Here is a 14,451-nt window from a genome sequence, read left to right as displayed (position 1 = left end):
GTGCATGATTGCACGCCGGACGTGCACGGACGTGCGTTTCCGCAGCCCTGGTCCGGGTGCATGTTTCGGGCATGAAGAGCTACGAACTGATTCGAGGAAGCGGTCTGGAGTCCCTGGTCCTGACGGAGCGGCCGGTGCCGGAGCCTGGGCCGCGCGAACTGCTGGTGAAGCTGCGCGTCGTGTCGTTGAACTACCGGGACCTGGCCATTCTCCGGGGGACGTACGGCGACTACCCGCGCCCGCTGGTGCCTGTCTCGGACGGCGTGGGCGAGGTGGTGGCGGTGGGGGCGGAGGTGCGGCGCTTCAAGGTGGGGGAGCGCGTCATCCCGGCGTATGTGCCGGACTGGGTTCGCGGCGGGCCCACGGAGGAGAACAGCCGCCGGCGGTTGGGCGGTCCGCTGGATGGACTGCTGCGCGAATACGCCTGCATCCACGAGGAGGCGGCGGTGGCCGCGCCAGCGCACCTGACGGACGCGGAGGCCGCCACGCTGCCCATTGCCGGTGTCACCGCGTGGCATGCGCTCTTCACGGCGGGGCGCGTGGGGCCGGGAGACACGGTGGTGGTGCAGGGGACGGGTGGGGTGTCGCTGTTCGCGCTCCAACTGGCGCGGATGGCGGGAGCCCGGGTGCTCGTCACTTCCCGGAGCCCGGCGAAGCTGGAGCGGGCGGTGGCGCTGGGGGCGGCGGCCGGCATCCACACGGGGGCGGATCCGGAGTGGGACGCACGGGTGCTGGCACTGACGGAGGGGCGCGGGGCGGACCACGTGGTGGATGTCGTCGGAGGAGAGGGCGTCGGGCGCTCCATCGGGGCGGCACGGGTGGGCGGGACGGTGACGCTGGTGGGCTTCCTGGACAGCGCCGCGGTGCGCTTTGATCTGACGCGCGCGCTGCGACGCGTGGTGCGGTTGCAGGCGGTGTCGGTGGGCAGCCGGGAGGACCTGGAGGCACTGGGACGCGCGCTGGCGGTGCGGGGCGTACGGCCGGTGGTGGACCGCACGTTCTCCTTCGCCGAGGCCCACGCGGCCTATGCGTACCTGGCCAGTGGGGCGCAATTCGGGAAGGTGGTCATCACCCTGCCTTGAACCGAGCGAGGCCCAGAGGCAGAGACGGTCCATGGCATCTCGCAAGGCCCTCCTGGCCCACCACCTACCCCGGCCCTCGCCCGCAACAGCGCTCCCATTCCGCCTATGCTCACGCAAGGTGAGGTGGAAGGGGACGAGGTGTTGGGACGGAAGGGGGCTCGCTTCAGGAGCAGGTGCCGCAGTCCGCCGCGCAGCTGTCACGCGTCGTCCCACTGCCGCACTGCTCGGTCCACTGGCACACCCCGTCCCCGCACCGATACACCTGCTCGGGCATCAGCCTCGTGGTGATGGGCAGGTACGTGTGTCCGTTCAGCGTGCAGCTCGTGTAGTACGGCTGGGTGCCCTCTCGCGTGCACAGGCTCTCGCACGTTCCGACGTACGCCACCGGATCGCACTCGGATTTGGTGGTGTTGGGCATCAGAGCGCAGGCGCGCAGCGAGCTCTCCGCGTCCTCCAGGACACTTCCCTCCCTCCCCACGAAGAAGCCCTCGCCCGTGAAGAGATTGCCGAAGAAGCACCCCTCGGTCCGTGAGTAGGTCTCCAGCTCTTGCTGGCTGTACTCGATCTCCTCCCCCACCGTGTTCCGCCCCAGTACGGACAGTGGAACGCTCATCCCGTACTTGTTCACGTGCGCCGCCAGGCACGCCGTCATCACCTGCTGCTCCGCCTGCGTCACCGGCGCGCCACCCACCCACCCCGGCGTGAGGCCCAGCAGCCCCTGCCAGGTGTAGCTCTGCGCCGTGCTCGGGTCCGTGTAGGAGACGCTCTGGCCATTCGGCACGCCACAGCGCACCACGTACTGCATCAGCGTGTCGTTCAGCTCCCGGTCTTGCTGGAACCACGTCGCGAACGCGGCCGTGTTCACTCCGTTGGTGGACAGCCCGTTCGTGGACAGCCCGTTGGTGGACAGCCCGTTGGTGGACAGCCCGTTGGCAATCCGGATCTCATGGGTCTGGCTGGCGAGGGCTGGCGGCGCGTGGAACTCCTGCGTGGGCCCGCAGCCCACCGCCAGCACCTGCGCCGCCAGCAGCAACTCCACGGTTCCTCTCCATTGAATCTTCTTCATGATGTCGTAGCCCCTTGTCTTCGCGAATACGCGTTGTCGTTGCTCCACCGGCCTGAGCGCACGTGTTCTCCCTCGAGGGGCGTGACGGCAGCGTGACCGGAATGGCGACCCCACGTGCGCCGGATGAGCATGAGATGGAGAGAGGCTGTGTCGAGGGTGGAGGGCTGGTGCAGAGGGGCGAGAGCCCGTCCTTTGGACCAGGCCGGTCTGCTACGCAGGACGTTCGCACTGGACGTGTTCGCTTGCTTGCATGGTCTCCCACGCGCTCCGCGATCAGGTGCGGAGCCTCGCGGTGGACGGCGCACCCATCGTCTATCTTCGCAGCGCCTCCGTCTCCGCGCTGCGCGGGGTCGTCGAGCAATTGGCCGCGTGAGCCGGCGCAGGTGTCAAACGATTCGTAGGGCGTGAGTGGATGAAACGAGTTCTTCGACACCTGCTGGGAGCCGTATGGGAAGGACAGGAGCCCTGTAGGGGAAACTCGATTCAGAGGCCCACCTCGGCCTGTGGGCGCGCGCGCCGGACCGCGTTGAGGGCGTCAATCCGGTTGTTCACCCCGAGCTTCAAGAACAGGTTGCGCACGTGGGTGGTGACGGTGAAGTACGCGACGCCGAGCTCTGTCGCGACTTCCTTGTGGCTCCTGCCCCGTGACAGGGCATCCAGGATGCTCGCCTCCCGAGGCGTCAGTCCCGCCTCCCGGGCGAGCCGCGCGATGGGCATGGAGTACTACTTGCCGGACAGCGGGGGAGAGCCGAGTACCCGCCACCAGCACGCGTCGGCTCCGCGCGACCTTACCGAGGCGCTCCAGGCGTAGGAGCGCGATGCTTTTTTAGCATCTCCCGGCGCGGAGCCCGTGTGGCACGGTGATTGTCCCATGCCTCCGCGCCCCTTCCGTATCGATGTGCCCCAGGACGTCCTCACCGACCTGCACCGCCGGCTCGACGCCACCCGCTTTCCCGAGCCGCTGCCCGGTGCCCCGTGGGAACGCGGCGCCGATGTCTCCTCTGTGCGCGAGCTGTGCGCGTACTGGCGTCACCAGTACGACTGGCGCCGGCACGAGGCCGAGCTCAACCGCTACCCGCAGTTCATGTGCGAGGTGGACGACGTCGACCTGCACTTCTGGCATGTCCGGGGCAAGGGGCCGTCTCCCCTGCCCCTGCTGCTGACACACGGCTGGCCCGGCTCCATCTACGATTTCCACCACCTCATCGGCCCACTGACGGATCCCGCCGCGCACGGGGGAGACGCGGCGGATGCGTTCGACGTGGTCATCCCCGCCCTGCCCGGCTACGGCTTCAGCGGCAAGCCGCGCGAGCCGGGGTGGGATGCCACGCGTGTGGCCGCGGCGTTCGACCGGCTGATGGTCGAGCACCTGGGGTACGCCCGTTATGGCGCGCAGGGAGGAGATTGGGGAGGCATCGTCTCGACGATGCTCGGGGTAAAGCATCCCGAGCACCTGGTAGGCATCCACCTCAATATGGCCTTCGCGGGACCGCCACCCGGAGAAGAACAGAGCGAGCTGGCGCAGGCGTATGGCCAGAAGCTGGCGGCGCTCATGGCGACCGAGATGGGCTTCTTCCAGGTGCAGAGCACCAAGCCCATGTCCCTGGGCATCGGGCACGCTGACTCGCCCGCGGGGCTCGCGGCGTGGATCGTCGAGAAGTTCCAGACCTGGAGCGACGTCCGCTCCAAGGACTGGCTGCTGACGAACCTGATGTTCTATTGGGTGACCAACAGCGCCACGAGCGCGGCCAACCTGTATTACGAGACCCATGGCCAGGGACGCCTGGACCAGAGCAGTCCGGTGCGCGTGCCCACGGCGGTGGCGGTCTTCCCCAAGGAGCTCCCCATGGCCCCCCGGCGCTGGCTGGAGGCCCGGTACAACCTGCGGCGCTACACGGAGATGGCACGAGGGAGCCACTTCGCCGCCGTCGATGCGCCCGACCTCTTCCTCGAGGACGTACGCGCGTTCTTCCGGGAGCTCCGCTAGACAGGGTGGTGATGAGTCTGTGGAAGGTGGACGACGACTGGGCGGAGCCCGGAGCCCTGGAGCACGCGGACCCACAGCGGGTGACCCTAAAACCGCTAGAATGCTTCTCGACATGATCCTCCGCACCGTCACCGATGAGGACCTTCCGATCTTCTTCGAACACCAGCGCGACCCCGAGGCGCTGCGCATGGCCGCGTTTCAATCGCGGGAGCGCGATGCGTTCATGACCCACTGGCGCACGAACGTTCTCCGCCCTGAAAACCTCAGCCGCACCATCGTGGTGGGCGGCGTGGTCGTCGGGAACATCGGCAGTTGGGAACAGGATGCCAAACGCCTCGTGGGCTATTGGATCGGGCGCGAGCACTGGGGCAAAGGCATCGCAACCCGGGCGCTCTCGGAGTTTCTCGCGCTCGAGCGCACCCGGCCGCTGAATGCGTGGGTCGCTTCCCACAACGCCGGGTCGATCCGCGTCCTCGAGAAGTGTGGATTCCAGGCCGTGATCGGCGGGAACCAGGTTCACGAGGATGGAATGACCGAAGTCCTCATGCAGCTGGCCTGACCAGCCCGAGCTTCAAAAGGCTGTCCGCGGTGGCGACGACGGCGTCCTCGAAGGGCCGAGGCGACCAGCCCAGAAGCGAGTGTCTCACGGCACGTAGCTGGCGCTCGACGCTTTGTGCGCGTTCACCTCGGCTTCGGTGAAGTACAGGGGCGGCGCCTTGTTCCGGCGCCAGTGCTCCACCTCATCCGCGTGGTGCGGGCTGGCCGGATCGAACGCCTGTCCACCGGGCAGCGCGTTCCAGGCCTTCGGCCCCGAAGGTGTCATCTCCACCACCAGCCGCTGCACCGGGCCGTTCTCATAGGAGAACTTCTCCGGATTCGTCAGCCCCGAGTTCGCGGCGTCCACGCCAAAGTTGTCACCCGGACGCGGGTAGCCCGCCGGGAACTTCGCGTTGCCGGGCGTGGGGAGCGTCACAGGGCTCTCGCCTGCCGTGGCTGGCACCAGGGACGCCAGGGTCAGCGTGTGCAGCTTGCCCCACTGCCACTGCGCCATGTCCGCCCCGAGCCGGTCCCGCAGGTAGAACGCGCCCTGCAGCATCGACGCGGCGATGCGCTCGTCCCGCGTCTCGACCTCCGGCGTCGAGAGGTTGTCCCACAGCACGGTGTCTCCCTTGGAGGCGCTGTACGTCGCGAGCCGGGAGGGCTCCAGGATGGCGAACTGCACCAGGCGCCCCAAGTCCTTGGTGCCCGGGCTCTGCCCCATGGCGCCGAGTTCGTCATCAAACGCGAGCTTCACCAGCCGCGGCATCGACGCGTTGAAGATCGAGGTGGCGATGGAGTCAGACACCTCCTGGGCGGACGGCGCGCCGTCCCCGATGTCCACCCCGGGAGGCGTCTCGAACGACCACGCCTCCAGCCGGCCCGCCACCTGCGCGAGCAGATCCAGATCCGCCGCGCTGGTCCGCTGCACCAGGCCCGACAGCTCGGGATACGTCCCCGGCTGCCGCCGCTCCTCCTGTACCCGCCGCGCCGCCGCCACGAACTTCGGCGCCAGCAGCGCGCCCAGCGGCGAGCGGTGATCGCCCTGGAGCGCCATCATGTCCTCGGGCTTCACGCCGCCCTTGTCCACGAGCGCCTGGAGCCGCTCCGTGATGCGGGCGATCCGGTGGCCGATGTCGTAGTCCCACCCGAGGTAGTGCGCATCATTGAAGGGGTTGCCGTCGCGCGTGGTGCCCACCAGGTCATTGTTGGCCGTGGCGATGAAGCCCTTGGACGGGTTGAGGTCCTGCGGCAGGGCGCTGCTCTCCACCTCGCCGATCCACTCGCAGCTGCCATCTCCCGGCAGCACCATCGCGGGCGACAGCCCCGTCTGAGTCACCGGGTCATACGTCAGCGCCCGAGGATCTCGCACCGGCAGCCGGGACTGGGTGGACCAATAGATCTCTCCCTCACGCGTGGTCACCACGAAGCTCTGGGCGCCGACCTCGAACTTCGCCAGCGCCTCCTTCGCCTCGGCCAGGTTCGTCGCGACATTCAGCCCGAGGAACGTTCCGATCTCGCTCGACACATCATTGCCCGTCCACCGCACGGAGAACGCCTTGCTCGCGGTCCGAGGCACCACCGCGCCGTTCTGGATCGTCGGGATGATGACGCCGTGGTGCGGGACGTTCTCCAGCTCGAGCACCACATCGGGCTTGCCAGCGACCTTGATGGTCTCGGTGATGATCTCGATGGGCACCTGCTGGCCCTTGAAGAGCACCGTGTCCGGAGCCCCACTCTGGCCCGCGGCGGTGATGTTCTCCTCGTAGACATCCGTCACATCGTGGTTCGCCGTCGTGGAGCCCCACGCGATGCGCTCATTGAACCCGAGGATGATGCCGGGCACGCCGACCAGGGAGATCCCCTCCGCATCCAGATTTCCACCGGCCCGCTTCGTGTTCAGGTGCGAGTACCAGAGGAGCGGAGGGCTCGGCAGCGACAGGTGCGGATCATTCGCCAGGAGCGGCGCGCCCGAGGCCGTCTTCGCCCCGGACACCACCCAGTTGTTCGAGCCCCGGCTGTCATCGCCGAACACCTCCCGCAGCCGCCGGGCGCCATCGAGGAACCCCTGCGCCTGGGAGAGCAGCTCCACGTCGGGCAGCCGCGTCTGGCTCACGCTGCGCTTCGGCGGGGCCCCACCGCTCGACTGGCCCTCGCGCGTGAACACATCGCGAGCCGGGGCGAACGACCAGAAGTCTCGGAACAGGCCCGCGCGCGAGTTACCGGACGGGAACGCGGCGGCGGCGGCCCGCGCCTTCGTCAGCGCCACCTCCTCCTCGGCCGAGTACGACAGCGAGTAGGACAGGTACCGGCCGAGCGCGAGCGAGTCCTGCGGCGTCCAGTCCGTGAACGCCGCGGGGTTGGACACGAGGGGCCCGAGCAGCTCCGCGCCCGTGCCCAGCCTGGCCTTCCCGGTGCGCAGCTCGCCGATGTACACATTGACGCCCGCGGCGAATCCATCCAGCGCGGCCTTTTCCTGAGAGCCCGCGGGCAGGGACGCATAGATGTGGTCCGCCACGCGCTTGAAGCCAATCACGCGGGCGCTGACATCGTTCTCCACCGGCGCGGAGGACTGCGAGCCGAGAAACTCGGCCAGCCGCCCGGTCACGTTCCGCTTGAGGAACTCCATCTGCGGGAACCGGTCGCGCGCCATCAGGTAGCCCTGTACCAGCGCGGCGTCATGCAGCGTCGACGCATAGATGTGCGGCATCGCCCGGTCATCCACGACCACCTGCACCGGCCCCTCGAGCCCCGCCAGCTTCTCCCCGGACGGCACGGGAGGATTGTCTACGGGAGGCGGCGGCGGGGGCGAGTCTCCCGAGCTGCAACCGCCCGCGCCTCCCATCCCAACGAGCACCATCACACCCAACGCAGCCAGACGCGGCGAGCGACGCACGAGCACCTCCAAGGTCAAAGGGTGCGCGAAACTAGCACGGGAGTCCCACGGCGCTGCCGCTCCCCCTCTACAGCAGCGCGCGGACCTTGGCGGGATCGAACAGGGGCACAGGGGCCGGTGTGCTTGACAGCATTTAACCAAATGGTTAGTTTGCCAATCGGTTAATTACTCGAGAATGATCGATCCCCTTAGCGCCACCTTCGCGGCCCTTGCAGACCCCACTCGGCGGGCGATCCTCGCTCGGCTGGCAAAGGGCGAGACCTCCGTCACCGAGCTCGCACAGCCGTTCGAGATGAGCCTCCCGGCAGTGACGAAGCACCTCAAGGTGCTCGAGCGCGCCGGGCTGATCACGCGGAGCCGCACAGCTCAGTGGAGACCGTGTCGTCTGGCGCCAGCGCCGCTGAAGACCGCCAACGACTGGCTCGAGCACTACCGACGATTCTGGGAGGGCAGCTTCGACAGGCTCGAGGACTACCTCGCTGACCTGCAGGGGCAGCCGCGTCCGAAACGCACCCGCAAGGTGGCACCCCCGAAGAAGGCCCGAACAGGAGAGAAGACATGAATGCAACGCCCGATCTGAATGAGCTCGCGAAGCGGCAGCTCGAAGTGACCCGGCTGATCAACGCGCCACGCGCGCTGGTCTTTCAGGCGTTCACGGACGCGAAGATGATCTCGAACTGGTGGGGGCCGAACGGGTTTCGGACGACGACCTACAGCAAGGACGTGCGGCCCGGCGGCGCGTGGCGCTTCACGATGCACGGCCCCGACGGCACCGACTTCCCGAACCACATCCTCTACACGAAGGTGGTCCCCGACGAGCGGCTCGAGTGGGACCACGGCTCGAAGGAAGGGGAGGTGATGTTCAAAGCCGTCGTCACCTTCAAGGACGAAGGCGGCAAGACGCGTGTCACGCTCCAGCACACCTTGCCGACCGTCGAAGCTCGCGAGCAGGCGGCGAAGTACGCAATCGAGGGCGGAACCCAGACCCTCGCGCGGCTCGAAGCGCACCTCGCATCTCAGCGTTGAGGGGGCGGCTTCGTCCCGGGGCCGGTGTCAAAGAACTCGTTGCGACACCTCGCGCTCTCCGAGTCGTCCCTACGAGTCGTCTGACACCCTTCTCGGCTGGGGGAGACCGCGCAGGGCACCATCTCGCTGAGCGATGTGAAGCCGCCGCGGAGAGCAGCTCGGCGGGCGTGGGGGCGCTCGCTCCAAGTGTGCACATCTGAACGAGCAGCTTCACGGAGGCTGTGTCGGTCCATGCACATGGCGCACGGGCGCGGGCGGTGACACGAGCGCATCCGCGTCTGGCACCGCGGTTGCTACCTGCACGTCCCTCGGCTGCGGGCTCAACGCCCGGAGCAAACCCGCGGTGATGATGCTGGTCCTCGATACGGTCAAGCTGGGAGTCACGGAGCCTGTCCCCGTGAGCGGGTGCGAAGCCACTTCACGCTTTCGACTCTCCCTCGCTTCCGTCATGCCCCCTGGAGTCGCCTTGCGCCCCTCTCGTTTCCACGTGAGCCGCCTGTTGGCGTGCCTCGCGCTCGTCGTGCCGGTCCTGGCCGGACTGCCCTCTCACGCCGCCAGCAGCTCGCTGCTGCGGGACATCCGCTCCGGAACCGACGACACCCCCGGCACCATCGGCCCCCTCACCGCCCTGGGCAACACGGTGTACTTCGCCAGCCCGAGCGCCTCCACGGGCTCGGAGTTGTGGAAGTCGGATGGGAGCCCGGCGGGCACCGTCCTCGTGAAGGAGGTGATGCCAGGCCCTGAGGGCTCGGACCCCTCCCCTTTCGGGGAGCTGAATGGCTCGCTGTTCTTCACCGCCCGCGGAAACACCCTGGGCACCGAGCTGTGGAAGACGGACGGTACCCCCTCCGGCACCGTGCGCCTGCTCTCCGTGCCCAACGGGGAGATTCCCACCGACGTGCCCATCTCCGAGTGGGCGCGCGTGGGCGGCACGCTCTTCTTCCCCGCCCAGTTCAGCGGCGACAAGGAGCTGTGGAAGACGGATGGAACCCCGGAGGGCACCACGCGGGTGAAGGACATCGCCCCGGGTGACATCAGCTCGTTACCCTACAGCCTCACGGCGCTGGGCTCCTCGCTGTACTTCTCCGCGACCACCTCGGGCTTCGCGCCCCGGAGCCTGTGGAAGTCGGACGGCACGGAGGCCGGCACCGTGGAGGTGTGGTCGCCTCCCTCGCCCGCTGGCGTGCAGAGGATCCATGAAGTAGGCGGCTCGCTGCTCGTGCAGGTCACCTCCAGCGCCTACCCCGTGTCCTCTCTCTGGAAGAGCGACGGGACCGCGGCCGGTACCGTGAAGGTGGTGAACCTGCCCGAGGTGCGCAAGAGCGTCGTCCTCGGCAACCGGCTGGTGATGTGGATGGATAGCGGGATGTGGGTCACGGACGGCACTGAGGCCGGCACCCGCGCGCTTCATCCGGTCTCGCACGCCTCATGGCACCCCTCGGTGACCGTGGGCAGCCAGCTCTTCTTCCTGGGAACCGACTCGAGCCACGGCCTGGAGCTGTGGACGACCGACGGCACCCCGGAGGGCACGCGTCTGGTGAAGGAGCTCCGCCCAGGAGCAGTGGACGGCGCCCTGCTCGCGATGGCGGCCCTGGACGGGGCCCTGTACTTCATGGGCACGGACACCTGGGGCGCCGTCCAGCTGTGGAAGACGGATGGCACCGAGGCCGGCACCGTGAAGGTGATGCAGCTGCCCGCCGGGGAGGACACCCCCTCCGGCCTCGGCATGGCGAGCGCCGGGGGCCGGCTCTTCTTCACCTACGCAGGGCGGCCGTGGGTGAGTGACGGGACGGAGGCCGGCACCGTGCGGCTCGTGTCCTCCCGGCCCGAGCCCCGTGGCTCCAACCCCAGCCGGATGACCCGGCTGGGAGGGCTCTCGCTCTTCACCACGTTCGACGAGGAGCAGGGGCAGGTGCTGTGGAGGACGGACGGCACCCCCGCCGGCACCGTGCGGGTGAGGGACCTGCGCGAGGGCTCGACGCACCTGCTCGTGGACCCGAATGTGCCCTGGGTGGTGCGCGCGGGCGCGGCCTTCTTCATGACTCTGGACCTGAGGCCCGACGGAGGGTTGCAGCGCAGCCTGTGGCGGACGGATGGCACCGAGGCCGGCACGTCGCGGCTGAAGAGCTTCGAGGCCGCCGTCCCCGAGCAATGGCCGCTGTTGCTCGTGGGCGACACGCTCTTCCTGACGGGCAAGGACGCGGAGCACGGCATGGAGCTGTGGAAGACGGACGGCACCGCCGAGGGCACGGTGCTCGTCAAGGACGTGAATCCCGGCCCCGGCGGCTCCCGGCTCGCGCAGTGGGCGGCCCTGGGCAACCGGCTGTTCTTCTGGGCGGATGACGGCACGCACGGGCTGGAGCTGTGGACGAGCGACGGCACCGGCTCCGGCACGGTGCTGTTCAAGGAGCTCGCCCCGGGCACGGCCAGCGGCCTCGGGGAGCCCGAGGTGGGCCGGCCCCTGATGGCCATGCTGGATGGGACGCTCTACTTCGGTGCGAGGGACGCGGAGCACGGCCTGGAGCCGTGGAAGACGGACGGCACCCCGGAGGGGACGGTGCTCCTCGAGGACGTGAACCCCGGCACCGAAGATTCGCTCTCCCGGATGACGGTGGCGGGGGGGCGGCTCTACCTGTCCCTGTACGATGGCGTGCACGGCCTGGAGCCCTGGGTGAGTGACGGCACCCCCGCGGGGACGATGCTCCTCGCGGACGTGAATGCCGGGGAGGGCAATGGGATGCCCCTGGGCTTCACGCACGTGGGCGGCACGGTGCTCTTCCTGGCGCGTAACCCGGCGCACGGCACGGAGCTGTGGAAGACGGATGGCACCCCGGCGGGCACGGCGCTGCTCTCGGACGTGTGGCCCGGTCCGGACAGTGGCCTGCGCGCCGAGTCCGGAACAGGGGTGCTGCTGCCGCTGTGGGGAACGACGGCGGAGTTGCCGCTGTGGGGAGTGGAGGAGCTGGGGCTCGCCTTCTTCCAGGGCGCGGATGCCTCGAGCGGGCAGGAGCTGTGGGTGACGGACGGCACCGCGGCGGGCACCCGCAGGGTGGAGGACCTCGTGCCCGGCGAGGGTTCCTCGACACCGACGAACCTCGTGTTCCTGGGGGACAAGCTCGTCTTCGCGGCGGCGGACCTCCTCGTCGGCAACGAGCCACGTGTCCTCCCGTTGGCGGCGCTCCAGCCCGATACCACCGCGCCCGTCCTCACCTGTCCTGCCTCCATCTCCGCCACGGCGCCGGACGCGAACGGCGTGGCGGTGTCCTACGCCCCGGCCACTGCCACGGATGACCGGGACACCGCCGTCATCGAGTATGGACAGGCGTCGGGCAGCACCTTCCCGGTGGGCACCACGACGGTGACGGTGACGGCGACGGACACGGCCGGCAACCGCAGCAGTTGCACCTTCGAGGTGACGGTGAAGGCGGAGCCGGGGGCACCCGGACCTCGAGCCGAGGGTTGTGCGTGCTCGTCCGGCGGACCCGGGGCGAGCGCCTTCTGGAGCTTGCTGGCGCTGCTGGCCGTGGCCTGCGTGCGCCGCCGTGGGGCGCTGGGGTGAACCGGTGGCCTCTCCCCGGTGGAGCCCGCGGGCTTCGCCGGGTGGAGGCCGTCACCCCATGCAGGGGCCAGGGGCCGGTGTCGGGGCTCGGGGCCGGTGTCAAAGAACTCGTTGCGACACCTCGCGCTCTCCGAGTCGTCCCTACGAGTCGTCGACACCCTTCTCGGCGGGCGCAAGCGAACACGTCCAGCACGAACGTCCTGCGTAGCAGTTCGGCCCAATCCAAGCGTGGCGTGCGATCCTTCCTCGGCTCCTCCACCGTCGCGGCAAAGGCCGGGCTCTCCTCCTCCAGCCCCGGCTCTGCCCCCGCTTGAGGGAGCTAACCGCGCCACCAAGTCTGTGGACGACGAAGCTTTACCATGGGTGGTATGAGAAGCGGTGCGCTCGGATTATGTCGAACGTACCGGCTGTAGAGAACCAATGGACTGAGGAGCGAACTGTGTTGGACGCTTCAGGCTTCGCCCGTGCAAGACCGATCCGAGTGGCTTTCTTGGTGCCCGACGATGAGTACGCGCACACCCTACTCGACGCCGTTATCGCGAACTGCCACTCACGTTGGGGCGGACGATACTCGCTGATCGTCCCGTGTGAAGGAAGGCAGCCGCGGACGGCGTACCTCCCTTGGCTTGACTTGTTCGATGCGGACATCATCTACAGCTATGTAGATATGAACGAGGAGGAGGTCGCTCGAATTCATGAGCACTTCGGCCCATCCTATTTCGTCCGCCATACTCCCCAGTACCAAGGCCAGCGAGACAAGCGTTATTTCCGACCCGAGTTACCCCTACCCGGCCTGACCTCGCTCGCGGTTGCTCCGCAGTATGGAAAGGCACACCCTCCTTCGGCACCACAGCCGATGCTGATTGTTGATCGGCTAGCGGGGGAACCCGATAACCGCTTCGTCAACGACAATTTCGGTTCCCCACTAGACGCACTCGGGTTCTGGCCGCTTCCCGATCACCTGAGCGATGTCGTTCGGCCGCTCTATCTTGCCTCAGACGAGTTACGAGCGAATTGGCGCAGCGGCCGGATACCTCCTGGTGATTTCGTGGCAGATGTGCCGGCGCTGCTCACCACGATGGCGCGGAAGCGCAACACATTTGGCCTTGCTCAGTTTGCGGCCGACTTAGAGGCTGTTGAACTGGGCGGACTGATCGCTCCGAACAATGGCCCACTGTTCGCGGTCGGGGCACGAAGTGCATGCGCCTGATGCCGCACGCACCCGTACCGACCACCACGCTGGTGGACGACTCCTGCTCTGCCGCTGCCGCCACGTCCGCTGCCGCACCACCTCCTGGTTACCGTCCAGAAAGGTAGGGTCGTGGATATGACCGGGCAAGTTGTGCCCTCGGGGAGGCGTCCTTACCTCAAGAGGCATGAGCGACCTTCCCATGCCCGCCAGGAAGCCGTACCCCACCGACCTCAACGACGAGCAGTGGGCGTTGGTGGAGCCCTTTGTCCGGGCCAGCGAGTGCGGACCCCAGGAGGTGCTGCATCCGCGTCGGGAGGTGGTGAACGCCATCCTCTACATCACCCACACGGGGGCGCAGTGGCGCTACATGCCGCACGACCTGCCGGACTGGCAGCTCGTCTACCACTACTTCGACCTGTGGAAGAAGAACGGAACCCTCAAACGGATACACGACGCGCTGAGAGTCAAGGTGCGCAAGAAGGCCGGCCGAAAGGCACAACCCACCGCGAGCATCCTCGACAGCCAGAGCGTGAAGACAACGGAAGAGGCGGAAACGAAGGGCTACGACGCAGGCAAGAAGGTAAAGGGGCGCAAGCGCCACCTGCTTGTGGACACGTTGGGCCTGGTGCTGGTGGCGTGGATATCGACGGCGGATGTGCAGGACAGGGATGCGGTCCAAGCCGTGCTCCCCATGGCTGCGCAGGAGTACCCCATGCTCCAGAAGACGTGGGCAGACGGAGCCTACCAGGGGGAACAGGTGGAGAAGGTGGCCAAGGAGAGTGGCATCAACCTCGAGGTGGTGAAACGCTCGGACAAGGACAGAGGCTTCGTCGTGCAGGCCAAGCGCTGGATTGGCGAGCGCACCTTCGGCTGGCTCAATCGCGAGAGACGTCTGTCCAAGGACTACGAGCGCAAGGAGGAGTCTTCCGAAGCTTTCATCCACCTGGGCATGATAAAGCTCATGCTACGCCGGCTTGCCTGACCGCCCCTGTTCAACACCCTCTCAGCGCCGCATTTCGCAACCCGGGATCTCCAGAACGATACCTTCCGCCTCTTCCTAGGTGACGGCTTTGCCGATCGGGTCGCCTTCTGGAACGATCGCAGCC

12 protein-coding genes are annotated in these 14,451 nt (G+C 67.9%); 9 read left to right on the top strand and 3 right to left on the bottom strand.

All coding sequences use genetic code 11. The features are described 5' to 3' along the window. Positions 1-71: 71 nt before the first annotated feature. Positions 72-1,082, top strand: coding sequence for a zinc-dependent alcohol dehydrogenase family protein (locus OV287_RS16180; protein WP_267534924.1), 1,011 nt, complete (start codon positions 72-74; stop codon positions 1,080-1,082). Positions 1,083-1,245: 163 nt separating this feature from the next. Here the strand turns inward: OV287_RS16180 and OV287_RS16175 are convergent, their stop codons facing one another. Next, the gene (locus tag OV287_RS16175) at positions 1,246-2,148 is read right to left on the bottom strand and encodes a hypothetical protein (RefSeq protein ID WP_267534923.1); all 903 of its coding nucleotides are present in this window, start codon (positions 2,146-2,148) and stop codon (positions 1,246-1,248) included. 250 nt (positions 2,149-2,398) lie between these two features. Between OV287_RS16175 and OV287_RS16170 the strand changes: the two genes are divergently transcribed. Beyond that, complete coding sequence (locus OV287_RS16170) at positions 2,399-2,521, top strand: hypothetical protein (RefSeq protein WP_267534922.1); 123 nt, start codon at positions 2,399-2,401, stop codon at positions 2,519-2,521. Between the two features lie 110 nt (positions 2,522-2,631). Here the strand turns inward: OV287_RS16170 and OV287_RS16165 are convergent, their stop codons facing one another. Next, complete coding sequence (locus tag OV287_RS16165; protein ID WP_267534921.1) at positions 2,632-2,865, bottom strand: response regulator transcription factor; 234 nt, start codon at positions 2,863-2,865, stop codon at positions 2,632-2,634. A 154-nt stretch (positions 2,866-3,019) separates the two neighbouring features. On the opposite strand from OV287_RS16165, the gene OV287_RS16160 reads away from it, so the two are divergent. Then, positions 3,020-4,135, top strand: coding sequence for an epoxide hydrolase family protein (locus tag OV287_RS16160; RefSeq protein ID WP_267534920.1), 1,116 nt, complete (start codon positions 3,020-3,022; stop codon positions 4,133-4,135). Positions 4,136-4,247: 112 nt separating this feature from the next. Beyond that, positions 4,248-4,694: a GNAT family N-acetyltransferase gene (locus OV287_RS16155; RefSeq protein WP_267534919.1), complete on the top strand. Its 447-nt coding sequence runs from the start codon at positions 4,248-4,250 to the stop codon at positions 4,692-4,694. Between the two features lie 84 nt (positions 4,695-4,778). Here OV287_RS16155 and OV287_RS16150 read toward each other — a convergent pair whose 3' ends face one another. Beyond that, positions 4,779-7,568, bottom strand: a complete 2,790-nt coding sequence (locus tag OV287_RS16150) for a penicillin acylase family protein (protein WP_267534918.1) — start codon at positions 7,566-7,568, stop codon at positions 4,779-4,781. 175 nt (positions 7,569-7,743) lie between these two features. Between OV287_RS16150 and OV287_RS16145 the strand changes: the two genes are divergently transcribed. The 5 genes from OV287_RS16145 to OV287_RS16125 all read left to right on the top strand — a co-directional run bounded on the left by OV287_RS16145 (position 7,744) and on the right by OV287_RS16125 (position 14,327). Beyond that, positions 7,744-8,130, top strand: a complete 387-nt coding sequence (locus OV287_RS16145; RefSeq protein WP_267534917.1) for an ArsR/SmtB family transcription factor — start codon at positions 7,744-7,746, stop codon at positions 8,128-8,130. Beyond that, on the top strand, positions 8,127-8,594 hold the full coding sequence (locus tag OV287_RS16140) for an SRPBCC family protein (protein WP_267534916.1): 468 nt from the start codon (positions 8,127-8,129) through the stop codon (positions 8,592-8,594). Before OV287_RS16145 ends, OV287_RS16140 begins: the two co-directional genes overlap by 4 nt. 466 nt (positions 8,595-9,060) lie before the next feature. Further along, positions 9,061-12,153, top strand: coding sequence for an HYR domain-containing protein (locus tag OV287_RS16135; RefSeq protein ID WP_267534915.1), 3,093 nt, complete (start codon positions 9,061-9,063; stop codon positions 12,151-12,153). A 631-nt stretch (positions 12,154-12,784) separates the two neighbouring features. Further along, positions 12,785-13,363, top strand: coding sequence for a hypothetical protein (locus OV287_RS16130; RefSeq protein ID WP_267534914.1), 579 nt, complete (start codon positions 12,785-12,787; stop codon positions 13,361-13,363). 166 nt (positions 13,364-13,529) lie between these two features. Then, positions 13,530-14,327 (top strand): IS5 family transposase, encoded by a 798-nt coding sequence (locus tag OV287_RS16125; protein ID WP_267534913.1) that lies wholly within the window; start codon positions 13,530-13,532, stop codon positions 14,325-14,327. The last annotated feature ends 124 nt before the right edge of the window (positions 14,328-14,451 follow it).

Source organism: Archangium lansingense, from assembly GCF_026626635.1.
GTDB classification, from domain to species: Bacteria; Myxococcota; Myxococcia; order Myxococcales; family Myxococcaceae; genus Archangium; species Archangium lansingense.
Note: the sequence above shows the minus strand (reverse complement) of the source record. Positions and strands in the feature narration are given on the sequence as shown.